The 17863-nt window shown below is 48.5% G+C and carries 14 protein-coding genes; 8 read left to right on the top strand and 6 right to left on the bottom strand.

Annotation, left to right across the window (positions count from 1 at the left end; translation table 11 throughout):
* Positions 1 to 79: 79 nt before the first annotated feature.
* The 3 genes from dsbC to djlA all read right to left on the bottom strand — a co-directional run bounded on the left by dsbC (position 80) and on the right by djlA (position 2663).
* Positions 80 to 805: a bifunctional protein-disulfide isomerase/oxidoreductase DsbC gene (gene dsbC, locus D0Y50_RS03115; protein WP_108565437.1), complete on the bottom strand. Its 726-nt coding sequence runs from the start codon at positions 803 to 805 to the stop codon at positions 80 to 82.
* Between the two features lie 112 nt (positions 806 to 917).
* Positions 918 to 1772, bottom strand: a complete 855-nt coding sequence (xerD, locus tag D0Y50_RS03110) for a site-specific tyrosine recombinase XerD (protein ID WP_117318624.1) — start codon at positions 1770 to 1772, stop codon at positions 918 to 920.
* 60 nt (positions 1773 to 1832) lie between these two features.
* Positions 1833 to 2663, bottom strand: coding sequence for a co-chaperone DjlA (gene djlA / locus D0Y50_RS03105; RefSeq protein WP_117315454.1), 831 nt, complete (start codon positions 2661 to 2663; stop codon positions 1833 to 1835).
* A 378-nt stretch (positions 2664 to 3041) separates the two neighbouring features.
* Between djlA and D0Y50_RS03100 the strand changes: the two genes are divergently transcribed.
* The 8 genes from D0Y50_RS03100 to D0Y50_RS03065 all read left to right on the top strand — a co-directional run bounded on the left by D0Y50_RS03100 (position 3042) and on the right by D0Y50_RS03065 (position 13035).
* Positions 3042 to 5291: an LPS-assembly protein LptD gene (locus D0Y50_RS03100; RefSeq protein WP_117315452.1), complete on the top strand. Its 2250-nt coding sequence runs from the start codon at positions 3042 to 3044 to the stop codon at positions 5289 to 5291.
* A gap of 60 nt (positions 5292 to 5351) precedes the next feature.
* Positions 5352 to 6629, top strand: a complete 1278-nt coding sequence (gene surA, locus D0Y50_RS03095; protein ID WP_117315450.1) for a peptidylprolyl isomerase SurA — start codon at positions 5352 to 5354, stop codon at positions 6627 to 6629.
* Between the two features lie 21 nt (positions 6630 to 6650).
* Entirely contained in the window at positions 6651 to 7634 is a 984-nt protein-coding gene (gene pdxA, locus D0Y50_RS03090) for a 4-hydroxythreonine-4-phosphate dehydrogenase PdxA (RefSeq protein WP_108565441.1), read from the top strand.
* The gene (gene rsmA, locus D0Y50_RS03085) at positions 7631 to 8461 is read left to right on the top strand and encodes a 16S rRNA (adenine(1518)-N(6)/adenine(1519)-N(6))-dimethyltransferase RsmA (RefSeq protein ID WP_108565442.1); all 831 of its coding nucleotides are present in this window, start codon (positions 7631 to 7633) and stop codon (positions 8459 to 8461) included. Before pdxA ends, rsmA begins: the two co-directional genes overlap by 4 nt.
* Entirely contained in the window at positions 8436 to 8828 is a 393-nt protein-coding gene (apaG, locus tag D0Y50_RS03080) for a Co2+/Mg2+ efflux protein ApaG (RefSeq protein ID WP_117315448.1), read from the top strand. Before rsmA ends, apaG begins: the two co-directional genes overlap by 26 nt.
* Before the next feature lie 21 nt (positions 8829 to 8849).
* A complete protein-coding gene (locus tag D0Y50_RS03075) occupies positions 8850 to 9662 on the top strand; it encodes a symmetrical bis(5'-nucleosyl)-tetraphosphatase (protein WP_117315446.1) in 813 nt (270 codons plus the stop codon).
* A gap of 774 nt (positions 9663 to 10436) precedes the next feature.
* Entirely contained in the window at positions 10437 to 12461 is a 2025-nt protein-coding gene (locus tag D0Y50_RS03070) for a HAMP domain-containing methyl-accepting chemotaxis protein (protein ID WP_108565445.1), read from the top strand.
* A 352-nt stretch (positions 12462 to 12813) separates the two neighbouring features.
* Complete coding sequence (locus D0Y50_RS03065; protein ID WP_108565447.1) at positions 12814 to 13035, top strand: hypervirulence associated TUDOR domain-containing protein; 222 nt, start codon at positions 12814 to 12816, stop codon at positions 13033 to 13035.
* A 76-nt stretch (positions 13036 to 13111) separates the two neighbouring features.
* Here D0Y50_RS03065 and lysC read toward each other — a convergent pair whose 3' ends face one another.
* The 3 genes from lysC to acnB all read right to left on the bottom strand — a co-directional run bounded on the left by lysC (position 13112) and on the right by acnB (position 17730).
* Entirely contained in the window at positions 13112 to 14401 is a 1290-nt protein-coding gene (gene lysC / locus D0Y50_RS03060) for a lysine-sensitive aspartokinase 3 (RefSeq protein ID WP_408640689.1), read from the bottom strand.
* A 93-nt stretch (positions 14402 to 14494) separates the two neighbouring features.
* Positions 14495 to 14944 carry a DUF192 domain-containing protein gene (locus D0Y50_RS03055; protein WP_117315444.1) on the bottom strand — a complete coding sequence of 150 codons (450 nt, stop codon included), beginning with the start codon at positions 14942 to 14944 and terminating at the stop codon, positions 14495 to 14497.
* Between the two features lie 173 nt (positions 14945 to 15117).
* Complete coding sequence (gene acnB, locus D0Y50_RS03050; protein ID WP_108565450.1) at positions 15118 to 17730, bottom strand: bifunctional aconitate hydratase 2/2-methylisocitrate dehydratase; 2613 nt, start codon at positions 17728 to 17730, stop codon at positions 15118 to 15120.
* Positions 17731 to 17863: the final 133 nt, after the last annotated feature.

Below are 17863 nucleotides of genomic sequence, written 5' to 3'. Positions count from 1 at the left end.
GGTTAAACCAGGTTCTATGATAACGCTTATACCGAATGATATGTAGCCTGATCGGAACGTCAGGCTACATTATGGTTAGTTAACCGGCATTGTCGAGTGCCTGGGCGAGCACCCCGGCGGGCTGATAACCTGGAATTAATGTGCCGTCTTCTAAAATAATGTTGGGCGTACCATTCACCCCTATCGACTGACCAAATTCAAATTGCTCAGCAATGTTGTTATCACAACTGGCTTGCGCAACTTTTTTATCCTGCTTGGCGGCGGTTAAGGCCTGTTTAGGATCTTTGGCACACCATACCGAGACCATGTCGTCATAGACCGGCGTGGCTAACCCGGAACGTGGAAATGCCAGGTAATGCACAGAAATACCCAACGCATTTAACTGTTCAATTTCTTTGTGCATTTTACGGCAATAGCCACAAGTGATATCGGTAAACACGGTAATAACATGTTTCTCATCTTTGGCATTAAACTGAATAGCCGAGTCACTGAACTTTTTCACACCATCAAGGCGCATCTCCGCCAGCGCATTTTCTGTCACATTGGCCATATCATTGTCCATATCGAAAATTCGCGCCTGCATAAAATAGCGGCCATCATCTGAGATATAAAACAAGCCTTTATCAGAGGTAACCTGTAGCAATCCCGGTATTTGAGCCTCGCTGATAGCCCGTACCTTCAGTCCCAGCTGGTTTTCCAGCTTTTGCTCAACCGCCTTGGTGTTTTCCAGGGTTTGAGCCTGGCTCAACAAACTTGTAATTAGTAATGTAGCAACCGAAGCCATCTTTATTATACGTTGAAACACACTTACTCCTTAAATTGTGGCAATACTTGTGCAGACCGGGCCTGCTACCAACATCTTTCATTAAATTGATACTACCACAGACTCTGTTGCTGAAAAGTGAACACGCGTTCAATCACCCTCTGGGGTGATGATTAGCAATTAAATTCTGCAACCGCTCAGTTGCCACATGAGTATAAATTTGTGTGGTTGACAGATCGCTGTGGCCCAACAACATTTGTACCACCCGCAAGTCTGCGCCGTGGTTAAGCAGATGCGTAGCAAAAGCATGCCGTAACGTATGCGGTGATAAAGGCTGGGTTATCCCGGCCCGAATCGCATATTCCTTAATCCGGTGCCAAAATGTCTGGCGGGTCATTTGTTGCGACCGAAGGCTTAAAAAGAGTACGTCGCTAGGCGCTTTTAGCAACTGGGGCCGGGCCTGGCGCAAATAAGTGGCAATCCAGTCAATCGCGTCTTCGCCTAAAGGCACTAACCGCTCTTTTTCACCCTTGCCGGTCACTCTGACCACGCCCTGCTGCACATCGACCTGGTCAAGCCGTAACCCTACCAACTCGCTGACCCGCAGCCCCGTGGCGTACAACACTTCCAGCATACAGCGATCGCGACATTCTATAGGATCTTCAGTATCCGGGGCCTGAAGCAAGTCATCCACCTGCTGCTCGCTGAGCGAGGCCGGCAGACGTTGCTGAATTTTGGGATTGCTTAGGGCCGACACCGGGTTGTCGGTACGTAACTGGCTAACAATCATAAACTGGTAAAACGAGCGCATGGCACTCATGGCGCGCTGCGTACTGCGCGCGGATAACCCCGCGTCATGGCGCTGCCACAGATAATCCTGAATGATTTCTGTGGTCAGCTGGCCGATGTCATCCTGCCCTACGCTGGTACAAAATAATGCCAGCTTGGTCAAATCGGTACGATAGCTTTGCTGAGTATGCTCGCTCAGGCCTTTTTCCAGCCACAACATGTCAATAAAGCGGTTAATATGCCGCGCGCTTTGTTCACTGACCACATGATTAGCTGACAATCAGAAACCCCGACGCTCTTTTATCAGCTCATAAGCTGCTTGAATATCCTGGGTTTTATTTTTAGCCATTTCTAATGCCTGTTTGGGTAACCCTTTTGACGCCAGTTTGTCCGGATGATGCTCTGACATACGCTTACGATACGCCCGTTTTATGGTTTTTTCGTCATCCTGCTCACTTACCCCGATAATTTTGTAAGCATCTTCCAAAGACTGAGTCTGGGTATACCCTTCGTTGGCGGTACGGCTCTGTCCACCGCGCTGGCGAAAACGCAATTCAGCATCATACGCGGCTAACAGGTAATCCAAATCCTGCCGTTTAAAACTAAGCGCCCGTGCCACCTTTTCCAGCACTTTGTACTCGGCTTTAGAAACATTGCCATCAGCAAACGCCGCCTGAATCAGAATTTCCAGGAACACCTGCAAAATATCCCGCCGTCCGTGACAGTTCTCATAAAGGCTGGTCAGTGTATCAACGATAGGGTAATCAGCGGCTTTACCTTCGCGAAACGCTTCTTGTGCTTCACGGCGGGCGTCGTCCTGTAGTTGCATCTCATCCATTAAGGTGGTGGCTACCTGGATTTCGCGCGGTGTAACCTGGCCATCTGATTTGGCCAGATGCCCAAGCGCAGCAAACAGACTATGAAAGAAAATAGCCTGTTGCTTGATGCCAGACTGGTCGGTAAAAAAACGGCCAAATCCACCCATTTTGTTAAAGTCCTGGCTGTAAGCACGGTCAAACAGATGGCCGACAATTACGCCCAATATCGCGCCGGGAATCTTTAAGAACATAAACCCAAAAACCAGTCCCAGTAATTTGCCCCAAAATGGCATTATCGCGTTCCCCTTGATGATAATCTGGCCAGTGTTATTCAGTGTATACTGGCGTTCTATAAAGCACTGCTGAGTATATTACTACGTTACCAATGCTCATTATGCTGATAATTTAACGCTTCTAAAGAGCGGAATCGAATGAAGTGTTGTAAATTTACGATTAAATATGCCGTTTTCATGCAGTTTAATCTCCTTTTTTTACTGCCGATGGTTGGTTATTGATTCAGAAGTGCTTAGAATTAGCGGCTGTTTATACCTACGTCAGCCGGGAAGCTGGCGCGAAGACACCGTAATGGACAGCAATCACGCTGCTTACTTACCTTTTGTGAGTGAGTAAGTACAAACGAACAGTACCACTAACAGGCCATTCACCTTCGCATGAAAAAGACCTGCGCATCGCTTTTGTTATTTACCCTGGGCTGGCAGCAAGCCCACGGGCAAACCGAGCAATCTGTCACCACTGAAACGGCTGGGCAAAATACAGATTTGCTCTGCCCAACGTCCCCCGTCCAGTTTTCTTCAGACAATCTTATGCCACCGGGCCAGGTTAAAGTAGAAGCCGCCCGCACGGAGTTTCTTTCTGAACGCGTGGCTAACTTTACCGGCAATGTAGATATCACCTCAGATGCTGCCACTATTCATGCGGATCAGGCTCAGGTAAAAAATAACGGCCGTCAGTTAGAGGCTACCGGCGACGTGGTTTACCAGGACGCGCAGTTGCAAGTATCTAGCGACGCGGTAGTGCTTGATTCCGTTGCAGAAACGCTCAACATGAATAATACCGTTTATTTGTTAAACGGCTCAAATGGCCGGGGCACCGCCGAGGTTATTGATTTAACGGCAGCGCAAGGGCTAACCCTCTCCGATGTCAGCTTTACCACGTGTCCTGCACAGGGTGAAGACTGGATGATCAAAGCATCAGAAATCAGTATTGAGCGCGGTTCGTTATGGGGCAAGGCGAAAAACACTCGTTTTTATGTAGGTAATGTTCCCGTATTTTACTTGCCTTATTTTGCTTTCCCGGTCAGTAATCAGCGCCAAACGGGCCTGTTGTTTCCGGAGATTACCAGTTCGTCCAGTACCGGGGTGGATATTGAACAGCCGTTTTACTGGAATATGGCGCCTAATTATGACATGACGCTGTCGCCCCGCCTCATGACAGACCGTGGCTTGCAGCTAAAAACAGAGTTTCGCTATTTAAGCGAACAGGGCTATAGCGTAGTCGATGTAGAGTATTTACCTTCAGACCAAGACACCACAGACAACGCTGATCGTTATTTTTATCGGATCACGCACGATGGCTATTTGGGTGAAAACTGGACCGTGGGGGTGGATGTCAATGGTATTAGTGATGATAACTACATTGTTGACTTGGGCTCTGATTATTACAATCGAGCTGACACGCACTTGTATCGTACGGTGGGCCTGAACTACTACGATTCAGATATGACCCTGGATATCCATATTCGCGATTTCGAAACCATTGGTACCCAGAGCGATGCTTACAGAGCCATTCCTGAAGCGCGGCTTAATGTAGTGAAACCTATTGGCAGTTTACTGGAGTTCAAACTGGACTCAGAGCTAGCGTATTTTGACAATGTTAACCCCACGATGCCCACCGCGATGCGTTTTCATGTGGCACCCACTTTGTCTTTGCCTTACCAGCGTCACTGGGGGGAGTTAACCGCAGAAGCTACCGTACTCAACACCTATTATCGCCAGGATAATGTGGATGACACCACGTTGGATGAAGAAGTCAACCGTACGCTAGGCCAGGGCCGGTTATTCGGTACCTTATATTTCGAACGTGACGGCGGCTGGTTTAGCGAGGAAGGGACTACCACCCTCGAACCCAAGCTACAGTATTTATATACCTCATTTGAAGACCAGACCAACATAGGTTTGTACGATACCGCGGTATTGCTAACCGATGTGGAAGGGCTATTCAGAGGCCGTGAATTTACCGGCCTGGACCGGATTAATGATAATAATCAAATTACCGTAGGTATGACCTCGCGTATATTGGATGATTTAAACCGGGAACAATTTGCGATCAGTCTGGGTCAGATATTCTACCTGGACGACAATCAAGTAGTGTCGCCCAGTCAGAATAAAGACCGTTCTGCGTTGGCGGCAGAACTCGACTGGCGCATGTCGGCTCGCTGGTATTTTCATTCTGATGTGCAAATTACCACGCAAACCGATAAGGTAGAGCGCAGTAGCCACACGCTGGAATACCGCCGAGATAATGATAGCCTGGTGCAATTAAGCCACCGTTATGTGCGTGAATTAAGCGGTGAAACGATTGACCAGGTAGGTATTTCGGCCAGCTGGCCAATCAACACAAACTGGCACTGGGTAGGCCGCACCTACCGGGATCTTGACCGAAACCGCAGTATTGAATCTTACTTTGGTTTACAGTACGAGTCCTGCTGCTGGGCGGTACAAATTGTGGCCCAGCGTCAGTTAAGCAACCGCTTTAGTGCTGATGGTCAGCAATCGACAGATGAATATGATTCTGGTATAGGATTACAGTTTATCTTCAAAGGACTGGGTTCTTCCAAATCCAGCCGACGAATGCTCGAAGACGGCATGTTCGGCTATCGACAGCCTTACAACCTGAATTAATTTACCGTGCACACACCCGTGCGCGGGTTGGTGTAAAATTAACGACAATAAAGAGTGATTATGAAGTTCATTATCCGGGCTATGTGTTTAACTGCCCTGCTATCTTTTCCTAGCTGGGCACAACAAGCTTCACTGGACCGCGTAGCGGTTATCGTAGACCAAGGCGTTATTTTAGAAAGCGAAATAGAATCGCTGGTTGCCGAAGTCAAACGCAATGCCCAAAACGAAGAACAAAAATTACCTTCTGACCGGGTGCTACGCACCCAGTCTATCGAACGGTTAATTTTAAAAAGCCTGCAAATGCAAATGGCTGAACGCATGGGCATCCAGGTTAGTGATCCTCAGTTGGAACAGACCATTGGGAATATTGCCCAAAGCCAGGGCGTCAGCGTGGCGCAATTACGCAGTGAATTGAGCAAAGAAAATATCAGCTATGACGACTATCGCGAAGATGTACGTGAAGAGTTGATTGTGGGTGAGGTACGCCGGGGTAATGTGCGCCGTCGTATTTATATTACGCCGCAGGAAGTAGAATCGTTGGTGAAACTGATGGATGAGCAAGGTGCTGACCAGGCGGAATACCAACTAGGTCATATTCTGCTTGGTCTGCCCTCAGAACCCTCGGAAGAAGATATCGATAAAGCGCGTGAACGTGCAGAGAAAGTACTGGAATTACTCAATGATGGCTCAGATTTCTCACGTATTGCGATAACCTCATCGTCAGGCTCGGAAGCTCTGGAAGGCGGGGATATGGGCTGGCTTAACATCAACGCCATGCCGACGTTGTTCGCCGAAGCGGTACAGGGTAAAAGCAAAGGAGAGTTAATTGGCCCCATTCGTAGTGGTGCGGGTTTCCATATCCTGAAAATAAAAGACACCCGCGGTATCGAAAAAGTTACCGTCGAAGAAGTTAAGTCGCGCCACATTTTGATAAAACCTTCAATTATCTTAAGTGAAGATAAAGCAAAAGAAATGCTGGTTAAATTTCGCCAGCAGATTATCGACGAAGAGGCGGATTTTGCTGCACTGGCTAAAGAACATTCGGACGATCCGGGCTCTGCCTTAAAAGGAGGGGAGCTGGGCTGGGCCGACCCGAACATGTATGTTCCGGCTTTCAAAGAAGCCCTGGCTAACCTTGAGCCTGGTGAGTTTAGTAAGCCTATTCGCTCAACTCACGGCTGGCATTTAATTCAGTTGGAAGACCGCCGCTTCGACGATGCCACTGAAAAACGTAAAGAAGATAAAGCCTACCAACTTATCTTTAACCGTAAGTTCCAGGAAGAAACCGAAACCTGGTTACGGGAAATGCGCGATGCGGCTTATATTGAAGTTTTGTAAGTTCGCCACCATTAAGAGCCTATGACGATATTAAAAATTGCGATAACGCCCGGCGAGCCCGCCGGGATCGGGCCGGATTTAATTATTGAACTGGCGCAACAGCGCTGGGCGGCCCAATTAGTGGTATTTGCTGATAAGCAGGTGCTGTATGACAGGGCACGGCAGTTAGCGTTACCTTTAACATTGACCCCGTTTGACCCACAGAACACCCGGCTACAACAGCCGGGTGAGCTGTTTATTTGCCAGGTAGATACTGATGAACCAGTGGTCCCTGGCACATTAAACAGTGCTAATGGTCATTACGTGGTGGAAACGCTGCGCCAGGCCTGTCAGGCAAATATGCAGGAAGGATTTCACGCGGTGGTTACCGGCCCGGTGCACAAAGGCATTATTAATGATGCCGGAGTGTCGTTTTCCGGCCATACCGAATATTTCGCGCATCAGTCTAATACACTTGATGTGGTTATGCTGCTGGCTACCGAAGGGCTTAATGTTGCTCTGGCTACCACCCACATCCCCCTGGAATATGTAGCAAAAGCGATAACCGAAGAGCGCCTTAACCGGGTGATTCGGATTATCGATACCGATCTTAAACACAAATTTGGACTGGCAACACCCCATATTTATGTCTGTGGTTTAAATCCGCATGCAGGCGAGAATGGCCATATCGGTAAAGAAGAGATAGACACTATTATTCCTGCCCTGGAAGGGCTACGTGCTGAAGGTATTAAACTCACCGGTCCGTTACCGGCAGATACCATATTTCAGCCGAAATACCTGGAAGATGCCGACGTGGTACTGGCGATGTATCACGACCAGGGCCTTCCTGTACTTAAATATAAAGGCTTTGGCGCTGCTGTGAATATTACCCTGGGTTTACCGTTTATACGCACCTCGGTAGATCATGGCACTGCAGCAGATCTGGCCGGTAGTGGCCAGGCTGACGCAGGTAGCTTTCATAAAGCGCTTAGCAAAGCCATAGAACTTGCGAACAGTCAGTTATGAGTAAAACCCATTTAGGTCATACCGCGCGAAAGCGGTTTGGTCAGAACTTCCTGCATGATGATTATGTGATTGAACAAATTGTTAATGCAATTAATCCACAAACCGGTGAAAACCTGGTGGAAATTGGCCCCGGCCTGGGCGCCCTAACCGATCCGGTCTGTGAACGGGTTGAAGCGCTAACCGTAGTAGAGCTAGATCGCGATTTGGCCAAGCGGTTACGCCAGCACCCCTTTCATGGCGATAAGCTGAATATTATTGAACAAGACGCGCTGACCTTGGACTTCACTACGGTGAAAGACAATCTGCCCGATCCTGACAAACCACTGCGGGTATTTGGTAACTTGCCGTATAACATTTCCACACCGTTAATGTTTCATTTGTTTGACTATGCCCACAGCATTAGTGACATGCACTTTATGTTGCAAAAAGAAGTGGTTACACGGTTAGCAGCCGGCCCAGGTACAAAAAACTATGGGCGTTTATCAGTGATGGCACAATATTATTGTACCGTGATGCCGGTCTTAAGCGTGCCCCCGGGGGCATTTAAGCCGCCACCGAAGGTCGACTCAGCAGTGGTTAGGTTAATTCCCCATGCCACACCGCCCGTGGAAGTGGATTCGGTACATACGCTAGAACGGGTCTGTGCCCAAGCGTTCAATCAACGCCGTAAGACTATTCGCAATAGCCTGAAAGACTGCATCGAAGTAAGTGCATTTGAAACCTTGGGGCTAAACCCTGGCGCCCGGGCTGAAACTTTGTCATTACAGGATTTTGCCAGTATTGCCAACTACGTTGTGCAACATGGAGACCCGCGCTGTGGGACATGATGCCATAGTTAAAGTAGAGGTGAAAACCCGCCACCTGGCGGAACATCCTGCCGCAAAAAAAGGACAGTTCGCCTTTGCCTATCAAATCACAATTACCAATCATAGCGATGTAAAAGTGCAGCTGATTAACCGTTACTGGCTGATTACCGATGGCGGCGGTAAACGCTCCGAGGTAGAAGGTGCCGGCGTGGTAGGTAAACAGCCTACTCTGGCCCCGGGCGATGATTTTCAGTATACCAGCGGCGCTATTATCGATACGCCCGTAGGAACCATGGAAGGATACTATGAAATGGAATGCGAAGACGGTGAAATGTTGCGCATTCCGATCGAAGTGTTTCGCTTAGCAGTACCCAATAGTATTAATTAATAACACGATGCAAGCGGTCCCATGACTCAATCACAAACATTGGTAATCGGTGATATTCAGGGTTGCTACAGCGGATTAATGCGTCTGCTGGAAAAATGCGATTTTGACGATAAGCGAGATACACTTTACACGGTGGGCGATTTAGTTGCTCGCGGTGAAGATTCACTCGCCACAGTAACCTTTTTAAAAGGTTTGGGTGACAGCTTCCATGCGGTACTGGGTAACCATGACCTGCATTTGCTTGCTGTCAGTGAGAAAATAAAGAAACCGAACAAAAAAGATCGCATTCAAAACCTGCTACAGAGCGACAGGTTAGCGGAATTCTGCGCATGGTTACGGCAGTTTCCTTTAGCCCTGGCTATAGATGATCAGCATGTAATGGTCCACGCGGGTTTGTATCCCGGCTGGAGCTGTGAACAATTGCTAGCTTATAGCGATGAAGTTAGTCGCACCTTGCAACAAGACCCCACCACTTTGCTCACTAAAATGTATGGCGACGCCCCGCAAATTTGGCATTATGATTTAGCTGGCATTGAACGTCTGCGCTTTATTGTTAACGCATGTACCCGAATGCGCTTTGTGAGCAAAACATTGGCGTTGGATCTGGATGAAAAAGGAACACCCCCAGCATCTGATGCGCAATTGCTACCCTGGTTTGAACATCCCGCGCAACAATTACCTGCTGAGCAAAAGATAGTGTTTGGCCACTGGGCTGCGTTAAACGGCCATATCACCGGGGATCAGTTTATTGGGCTAGATACCGGTTATGTATGGGGTAACACCATGACAGCCTATCGGCTTGAGACTCAGGAATTGATCTGCGTATCAGCTTAAACTGGTGCGCTTTCTATACTAGCAGGATGATCACTGCCTATCCCCCGCTATCGCAACACCGTGCGCGGCGATGGTTCACCGCTTGTAAGTAAAAAGTCAGCGCTTTATCGGCCCGCGGCGAAGTCCTGGCTTTGCGCATTAGCGTTCTGCCATATCACTTGGCGCGTTGCCACAGTGAGCGCCCGATTACGGCGGCCTTCGCATGCTTCATTAACTCAGTAAACAGCCACCCCGTAGACAACCCCGGGGGCACATTATGGCGATGCGAATTAGTAGAGAGTTTTTTGCCACCTCTGCCGTCTGCCCGTTTGTTGGTATCCCCCGGTTGCTCATTTTTTTTGAAGTACTAAGCTTTACCTGTTGCGGGTAACTGAACCCATACGTGGATGATTAACTTTGGCTTAGTTGGGTTGCCTGCCCGCTACGCTACCTGGCTTATCAACCACAAGGGGAGCGAGTGAAGGCGTAGATAATGCGCCGCACAGGATAGGGCTGTGCTCTGTTCCACCTTGTCCCGCCCTGTACAATAAGTATTCCCAAGCTTACGCACCCTACTAATATTATACTTAAGAATAAAATGATACGCCTGATGTTGGGTATAAATTACGGTAAAGTATATGCTCAAAGCGTCGATACAAAACACAGGCCAGTGAAGGTCGGTTGGTCAGTCTGGGAATACCCGATTGATTAAAATGAAAATAATTAAAAAATTTTGTCAGAATTGAGTGTTCGCTGACACCGACTCTAATAAAAATTACCGCATCAGGAGTTTCGATGAAAATTACGGTTGCTAAGCGCATAATCGGTGGCTTTCTCACCATTAGCTTATTATTGGTAGTAATCAGTATTTCCTCCCTTTATAACCTTAACTCCGTCGGCTCTGCTACCGAAGAAGTTAATCAGGTAGCTATCCCAACTCTGGCGGGGAGCAACCGTTTAAAGGCCACCTTTTTAAATATGGGCAGGCTTACCTTTGAAGCCTATATCGAAGAAGATCTTAACGGTTTGAACGAAAAACAAGCTGCCTTTGAGCAGAACAAGCAAACCTTCGAGCAAACTTATACCCGTTTGAGCCAAATTGTGACTAACGACGCTGAACTGGAACAGTCGTTATCCAAGGTTAAGGCCAGCTACGATACATACGTGGCGAACGTCGAAAATATGTACCGTAATCATCAGCAGTACATGAATATGCGAAACACTATTGAAGACCGGTTAGGTGACGCCGAAGACAACGCGGACGATGCCTCCACCTATTTACTCGACTTCTCTGACTTAAGTGCGGTGAAATCTACACCCGCCTTACAGCAGGCGGCTAAAGAAGGCAGCGAGCTAGAGACCACGTTATTGTCATTACTTACCGTGTCGACCGAATATGTTAAAACTGAAACGCTGGTACGGGCCCAAACCTTAGGGAATGAGGTGACGTTGGTCGTCAACAACGTAGCGGAACAGTTGTCTGCCATGGTCAGTGCCGCTGATGGCCAGGATGTCTCGGGTACCCTGGACGAAATTAATGATCTGGTTAGTGGGGCACTTAATGCAATCACCGCGAAAGACGGCGTTCTGCAATTGCATGTTGATCGGCTGGAGTTTCGTAATGCTGCTGAGCAGGCGCTGAATAAGTCAGATGCCAACATTTCAGAGGCCGTGGTTGAACTGGAACGCCTGCTAGACCTTACCAATTTACGCGCTAAACAAATTGATGAACAAGTATCGGATAAGGTCGCCAGCGGTAATATGGTGGTTATTATCGTGGTTGTTATTTCACTGTTGATTGCAGCCGCAATTGGTTATTTCACCGTGCTGGCAATTACCCGTCCGCTGAATCGGGTTAACGAGTTATTGAAGGTAGCCTCTTCGGGCGACCTGACCCATCGCCTGGATGACAGCGCACAAGACGAATTTGGTTTGTTGGCCCGTAACTGTAATCAGCTTATTGCTAACCTTAAAACCCTGATAGTTGCGATTAATGATCGCGCTGAACAATTGGCTGCTGCGTCTGAACAAACCTCTACGGTGACTGCGCAAACCACCCATTCGATTCAGGACCAGAAGTCACAAATTGCTCAAGTGGCCACCGCGACCACTGAGATGCACTCTACTTCTGAACTGGTTATGCATAATGCCGAAGACACCCTAAGCCAAATACGCCACGCCGATAGCGAAGCGAAAAAAGTACGCCAGATTTCACAGGAAAATAAACAAACCATCGAAGTGCTGGCCCGCGATGTGGAAGAAGCGGCACAGGTTATTAATAAACTGCATCAGGACAGTGCCAGCATTGGCGGAATACTGGATGTTATCCGCGGCGTTGCCGACCAAACCAACCTGTTGGCTCTCAATGCTGCTATTGAAGCAGCCCGTGCCGGTGAGCAGGGCCGAGGCTTTGCGGTAGTTGCTGATGAAGTCCGGACACTAGCCAGCCGCACGCAAAAGTCTACCCAGGAAATTAATGCGATGATTGAAGTACTGCAGGCTGGGGCTGAGCGGGCGGTGTCTGTAATGAACCAAGGCAAAGAGCAGACGGCGGTGTGTGTAGAGCAAACCGACTTGGCTACCCAGGCCCTGGATATCATTTCTGAAGCGGTCCATAAAGCCCACGATGTTAGCTCACAGATAGAACAATCGGCCCGTGAACAAAATACGGTTTCACAGGAGATTAGTGAGAAACTGGAAACCATTGTAGGCATTGCTGAAGAAACCACGATTGGGGCCCAGCAAACCTCTGAGTCCAGCCATGAAGTGGCTCGACTGGCTGAAGAACTGCAGCACTCTATCGCTCAGTTTAAAGTATAAATAGGCGCTGTACCACGCGCTAGCACGGTCATCAGTACCCTGTTGCTAGCGCGTGAGCCTGACTCCCTTAAAAGCGCCTTAGTGCTTGTGTTTCCCCTGCCCTTGTTTGTTTTCCCGTTACCTGTAGCTTTTTCCCTGGGCTTTAATTTGCAATAGGGTTTCATCTATTTTGCGGGCTGCGGCCAATGGTAGCCAGCAGCTTGCGCGTGTACAGGCGTTTGGGTGCCACAGGGCTTAGCCTTCGCCTGCGCCATAATGGTTCCAACGACGGCGCAGCAGGCCAGGCAATGGCCAATCTAAACCCGTAGGACATGCGTAGTTAGTATAGGTTAGGTAATCATAGGCAAGCATGATGAGTAACGCGTTTCATACAAATACGGAAGTTGAATGGGAATGGGGTAACGGCACAGGCTCTGGATATGTACGTGAAATATTTCGCGAGCGGGTCACCCGCACCTTACAGGGCCATGAGGTAACCCGAAAGGGTTGTAAAGATAACCCGGCCTATTTGGTAGAACAAAATGATGGCGCTAAAGTGCTTAAACTGCACAGTGAATTATCTTCCGTAAACTAGCAAGCAGTAACTAAAAAGGGCCGGTATACGCCGGCCCTTTAATTTATATAACTTATCTTGTATCTATGCAGAAACTTTATTCAAACAATGCTTTATGCAGATGCTGAACAATATCCGCACTATCGCTTTCATTAACCAGAAACGACAAGTTATGTGGGTTCGCGCCGAAACAAATCATTCGCAGGTTGTACTGTGATACTGCCGCGAAAATTTTGCTTGAGACACCTTTAGCCGTTTGCATATGATTGCCTACTACGGTAACCAAATCGAAGCCGTGTTCCACGTTAACATCACAGATAGTTTCCAGTTCGGCAATGGTTTCTTTATTCAGGCGCTGTGCTACCGAATTAGCCGGATTGTCCAGCGTAAAAGAGACCGAAATTTCTGAGGTGGTCACCAAATCAACACTTAAACGATGCTTCGCAATGATACCAAAAACCTGCTGCAAAAAGCCCTGTGCGTACATCATTTTAGGGGTTTTAACAGTAACCATAACCTGGTCTTTACGGCGGGTAATGGCGCGATAAGGCGGCTCATGTTCACAGTCGCGCATTATCCAGGTGCCGCCTTGTTCCGGCGCTTTACTTGAACCGACAAAGACTTTTACATTCTTGCGTAGGGCAGGCTCCATAGTGGCCGGATGCAGCACCTTAGCACCGAATGTGGCCATTTCCGCCGCTTCTTCAAAGCTTAGCTCGGGTAATGGATGCGCCTTCTCAGCAATGCGCGGATCCGTGGTATAGACGCCGGCCACGTCGGTCCAGATTTCGCAAACTTCAGCATGTAGTGCTTCGGCCAACAAAGCTGCGGTAAAGTCCGAGCCCCCACGTCCAAGTGTGGTGGTTTTACCTTGCTCATCGGCACCTACAAACCCCTGCGTAACCACAATAGCGTGTTCTATTTCCGGTTGTAACAGACGCTGAGACAACGCACTTATCTCTTCTAACTGCGGTACAGCTTCGCCAAACTCACTATCTGTTCGCAATACTTTTCGCACATCAAAATTGATGGCTGGCTGGCCTTGCTCAGCAATAACGGCGCTAAACAGTAAAGACGACATACGTTCGCCCATCGATAGCAACTGATCTTTCAGATCGTCCCGGTGCAATATTTCCTCGTGATACGCCAACTCACGCATTTCATCAAGCAAATCGTTTAATTTAGGCAGCACCGCGGCCGGCTCTGCCAGGCTATCCACGATCGCCATTTCAATAGCGACAATGGCATTGCACACTTCACCAATCTGTTCCTGGGTCATTGGCGTATGGGCCAGACTGACTAAGTGATTTGTCACGCCAGCGGCTGCACTGACCACCACAATTCGGGTAGCAGTGTTATTGACGACAATTCGAGCGCAATTTTGCATAGCCGCATAGTTAGCTACACTGGTACCGCCAAACTTGGCGATAGTTAAAGATTTAGACACTATTCTCTCCGTAACATGCTGGTATTACACAGCTTATGGATTGACGATGATCTGGTCGCCTGCCTTAACATTGTGTTTGGCAAACCAGCCCTGGTTCATTTCCAGCGCGTAGGTCACCACTTTCGATGCGCCCACCGAGGTTAGATCGTGTGGTTGCAGTGGTTTTATATCCGTAATTACGCCGTTTCTGTCGAAAAATGCTACATCCAGTGCAATATTAGTATTCTTCATCCACATACTAGCCTGCTTAGCAGGCACAAAGCGGAATAACATACCACAATCCTGGCACAGTTCATCACGGAACATCAGGCCTCGGGCTCGCTGTTGCTGTGTCTGCGCGTACTCTACTTCCAGCGCTATGCCGTTAATCGACAAGTGTGTAGTATCAAAATGTACTTTGTCCTGAGCAGCCACGCAGGCACTAAGCGCAAACCACAAAACCAGCATTAACACAGATAAAATAGACGAACCGGAAGATGGCATAAATATTCCTTATAGGGCCGCAAAAGGTACTTAGTCAACAACCATAAAAAATGGCAGTAATGTATCCTAAAACACGCAGTCTACCTATGCCGGTCGCTTTTATCCAGTGACGGTAGAGCATAAAAAAAGCCGGGCCCTTTCGGTGCCCGGCTTCACATTATACTGCGTTAACTTCAGGCAATATTCAGCGTCGGAATAATCTTCGCTTTTGCATCAGCTTCAGCTTGTTTAAAGCTTTCCATTTTATCGAAGTTCAGGTAGCGATAAACATCCGCTGCCATCGAATCAATCTTACCGGCATACTCCATATATTCCTTAGCAGTAGGAATACGGCCAACAATAGCACCGACGGCAGCGAGTTCTGCAGACGTCAGGTATACATTGGCTCCATCACCTAAACGGTTAGGGAAGTTACGGGTTGATGTAGACAATACGGTCGCACCGGCATCTACCCGCGCCTGGTTACCCATACATAATGAACAGCCTGGCATTTCAGTACGTACGCCAACCCGGCCGTAAATATTGTAATAGCCTTCTTCCATTAGCTGCGCTTTATCCATCTTCGTTGGCGGAGAAATCCACAAACGGGTAGGAAGTGTTTTACCGTAGTTATCCAGTAGTTTACCGGCCGCACGGAAGTGACCAATGTTGGTCATACACGAGCCAATAAATACCTCATCAACATGATCGCCAGCAACATCTGATAATGTTTTCGCATCGTCAGGGTCATTCGGGCAACATACGATAGGCTCTTTGATGTCTTCCAGGTCAATCTCAATAACTGAAGAGTACTCAGCATCTTTGTCAGCACGCATCAGTTCTGGGTTAGCCAGCCATTCTTCCATCTTCTGGGCGCGACGCTCCAGCGTACGAGGATCGCCATAACCTTCGTTGATCATCCAGCGTAGCATAGTGATGTTAGAGCGCAGGTATTCAGAGATAGACTCTTCAGACAGGTTGATTGTACAACCCGCCGCAGAACGCTCTGCAGAGGCATCTGACAACTCAAATGCTTGTTCAACGGTTAAGTCTTCCAAGCCTTCAATTTCCAGGATGCGACCTGAGAACTGATTGATTTTGCCTTTTTTCTCAACGGTCAGCAGGCCCTGCTTGATGCCGTATAAGGGAATAGCATGTACTAGATCCCGCAAGGTGATACCAGGCTGACGCTTACCTTTGAAACGAACCAGGATAGATTCTGGCATATCCAGCGGCATAACCCCGGTCGCGGCCGCGAATGCAACCAGGCCCGAGCCCGCCGGGAATGAAATACCCAAAGGGAAACGCGTATGCGAGTCACCGCCGGTACCTACCGTATCAGGCAGCAACATACGGTTCAGCCAGCTGTGGATAATACCGTCACCAGGGCGCAGTGAAACACCGCCACGGTTCATAATAAAGTCGGGCAGCGTGTGCTGCGTTTCAATATCAACTGGCTTTGGATAAGCTGCGGTATGGCAGAATGACTGCATGGTCAAATCAGCAGTAAAGCCCAGACACGCCAAATCTTTAAGCTCATCACGGGTCATCGGGCCGGTAGTATCCTGCGAGCCGACAGTGGTCATTTTAGGTTCACAGTATGTGCCAGGACGGATGCCGTCTACGCCACAGGCTTTACCTACCATTTTCTGCGCCAGGGTATACCCTTTGCCGGTATCTTCAGGCTGCTCTGGAGTACGGAACATATCCGTAGGACCCAGGCCCAGGGCTTCACGTGCTTTGTCGGTCAGACCACGGCCAATGATTAGGTTAATACGGCCACCGGCACGTACTTCATCCAAGATCACTTTTGACTTATAGCTGTATTCAGACAGCACTTCGCCCGTCTCGTGATTGGTAATTTTGCCTTCATAGGGATAGATGTCGATCACATCGCCCATATTCATTTTTTCTACATCGGCTTCAAAAACCAACGCGCCGGCATCTTCCATAGTGTTGAAGAAAATAGGCGCCACTTTGTTACCGATACATACCCCACCACCACGTTTGTTTGGCACGCCAGGCATATCTTCACCGAAGAACCACAGTACCGAGTTGGTTGCTGATTTACGTGAAGAACCGGTCCCTACCACATCGCCTACAAAAGCCACCGGATAACCTTGGTTCTTAACGTCTTCAATTTGTTTCATCGGACCGGTTACACCATGCTCTTCTGGCTCCAGACCGTCACGGGTCATTTTGTAAGCGGCCAGGGCATGCAAGGGGATATCTGGACGAGACCAGGCATCCGGTGCCGGCGACAAATCATCGGTGTTGGTTTCACCGGTTACTTTAAATACCGAATAAGTGATTTTGTCGGCCATTTTGTCACGAGCAGTGAACCACTCAGCTTCGGCCCACGACTCAATCACTTCAGTGGCGTATTTGTTGCCTGCTTTATGCTTTTCTTCCACATCATGGAATGCATCGAACATTAACAGTGTGTGCTTAAGCTCTTTTGCCGCCAGTGGTGCCAGGGCGTCATCATCTAATAGCTCAATCAGGGTGACGATGTTGTAACCGCCATGCATATTACCCAATAGCTCAACCGCTTTTTCGCGGCTGATCAGCTCACTGCTGTCTTCGCCTTTTGCTACGGCGCTAAGAAAGCCAGCTTTTACATAAGCCGCTTCATCAACACCAGGAGGAACGCGCTCTGAAATCAGTTCGAGCAGATTATCTTCTTCACCTGCCGGGGCGTTTTTCAACAATTCGATCAGGCTTGCTACCTGTTCGGCATTTAGTGGTTTAGGAGGGATACCTTGTGCAGCACGTTCTTCTACGTGTTTGCGATACTCTTCTAACACGATGTCTTCCTCATGGTTGATCCTGTCGGATAAAATTAACGGTCTTGGCGACAGGACGTGACTAATAAAACGCCGGAATTATATCGGCATGTAGCATTAATTTGAATGATAATACGCTTTCGGTTACTTATAA

Source organism: Salinimonas sediminis (assembly GCF_003429285.1).
Classification (GTDB): domain Bacteria; phylum Pseudomonadota; class Gammaproteobacteria; order Enterobacterales; family Alteromonadaceae; genus Alteromonas; species Alteromonas indica.
The sequence above is the reverse complement of the archived record's forward strand: the minus strand, read 5'-3'. Positions and strand labels throughout refer to the sequence as shown.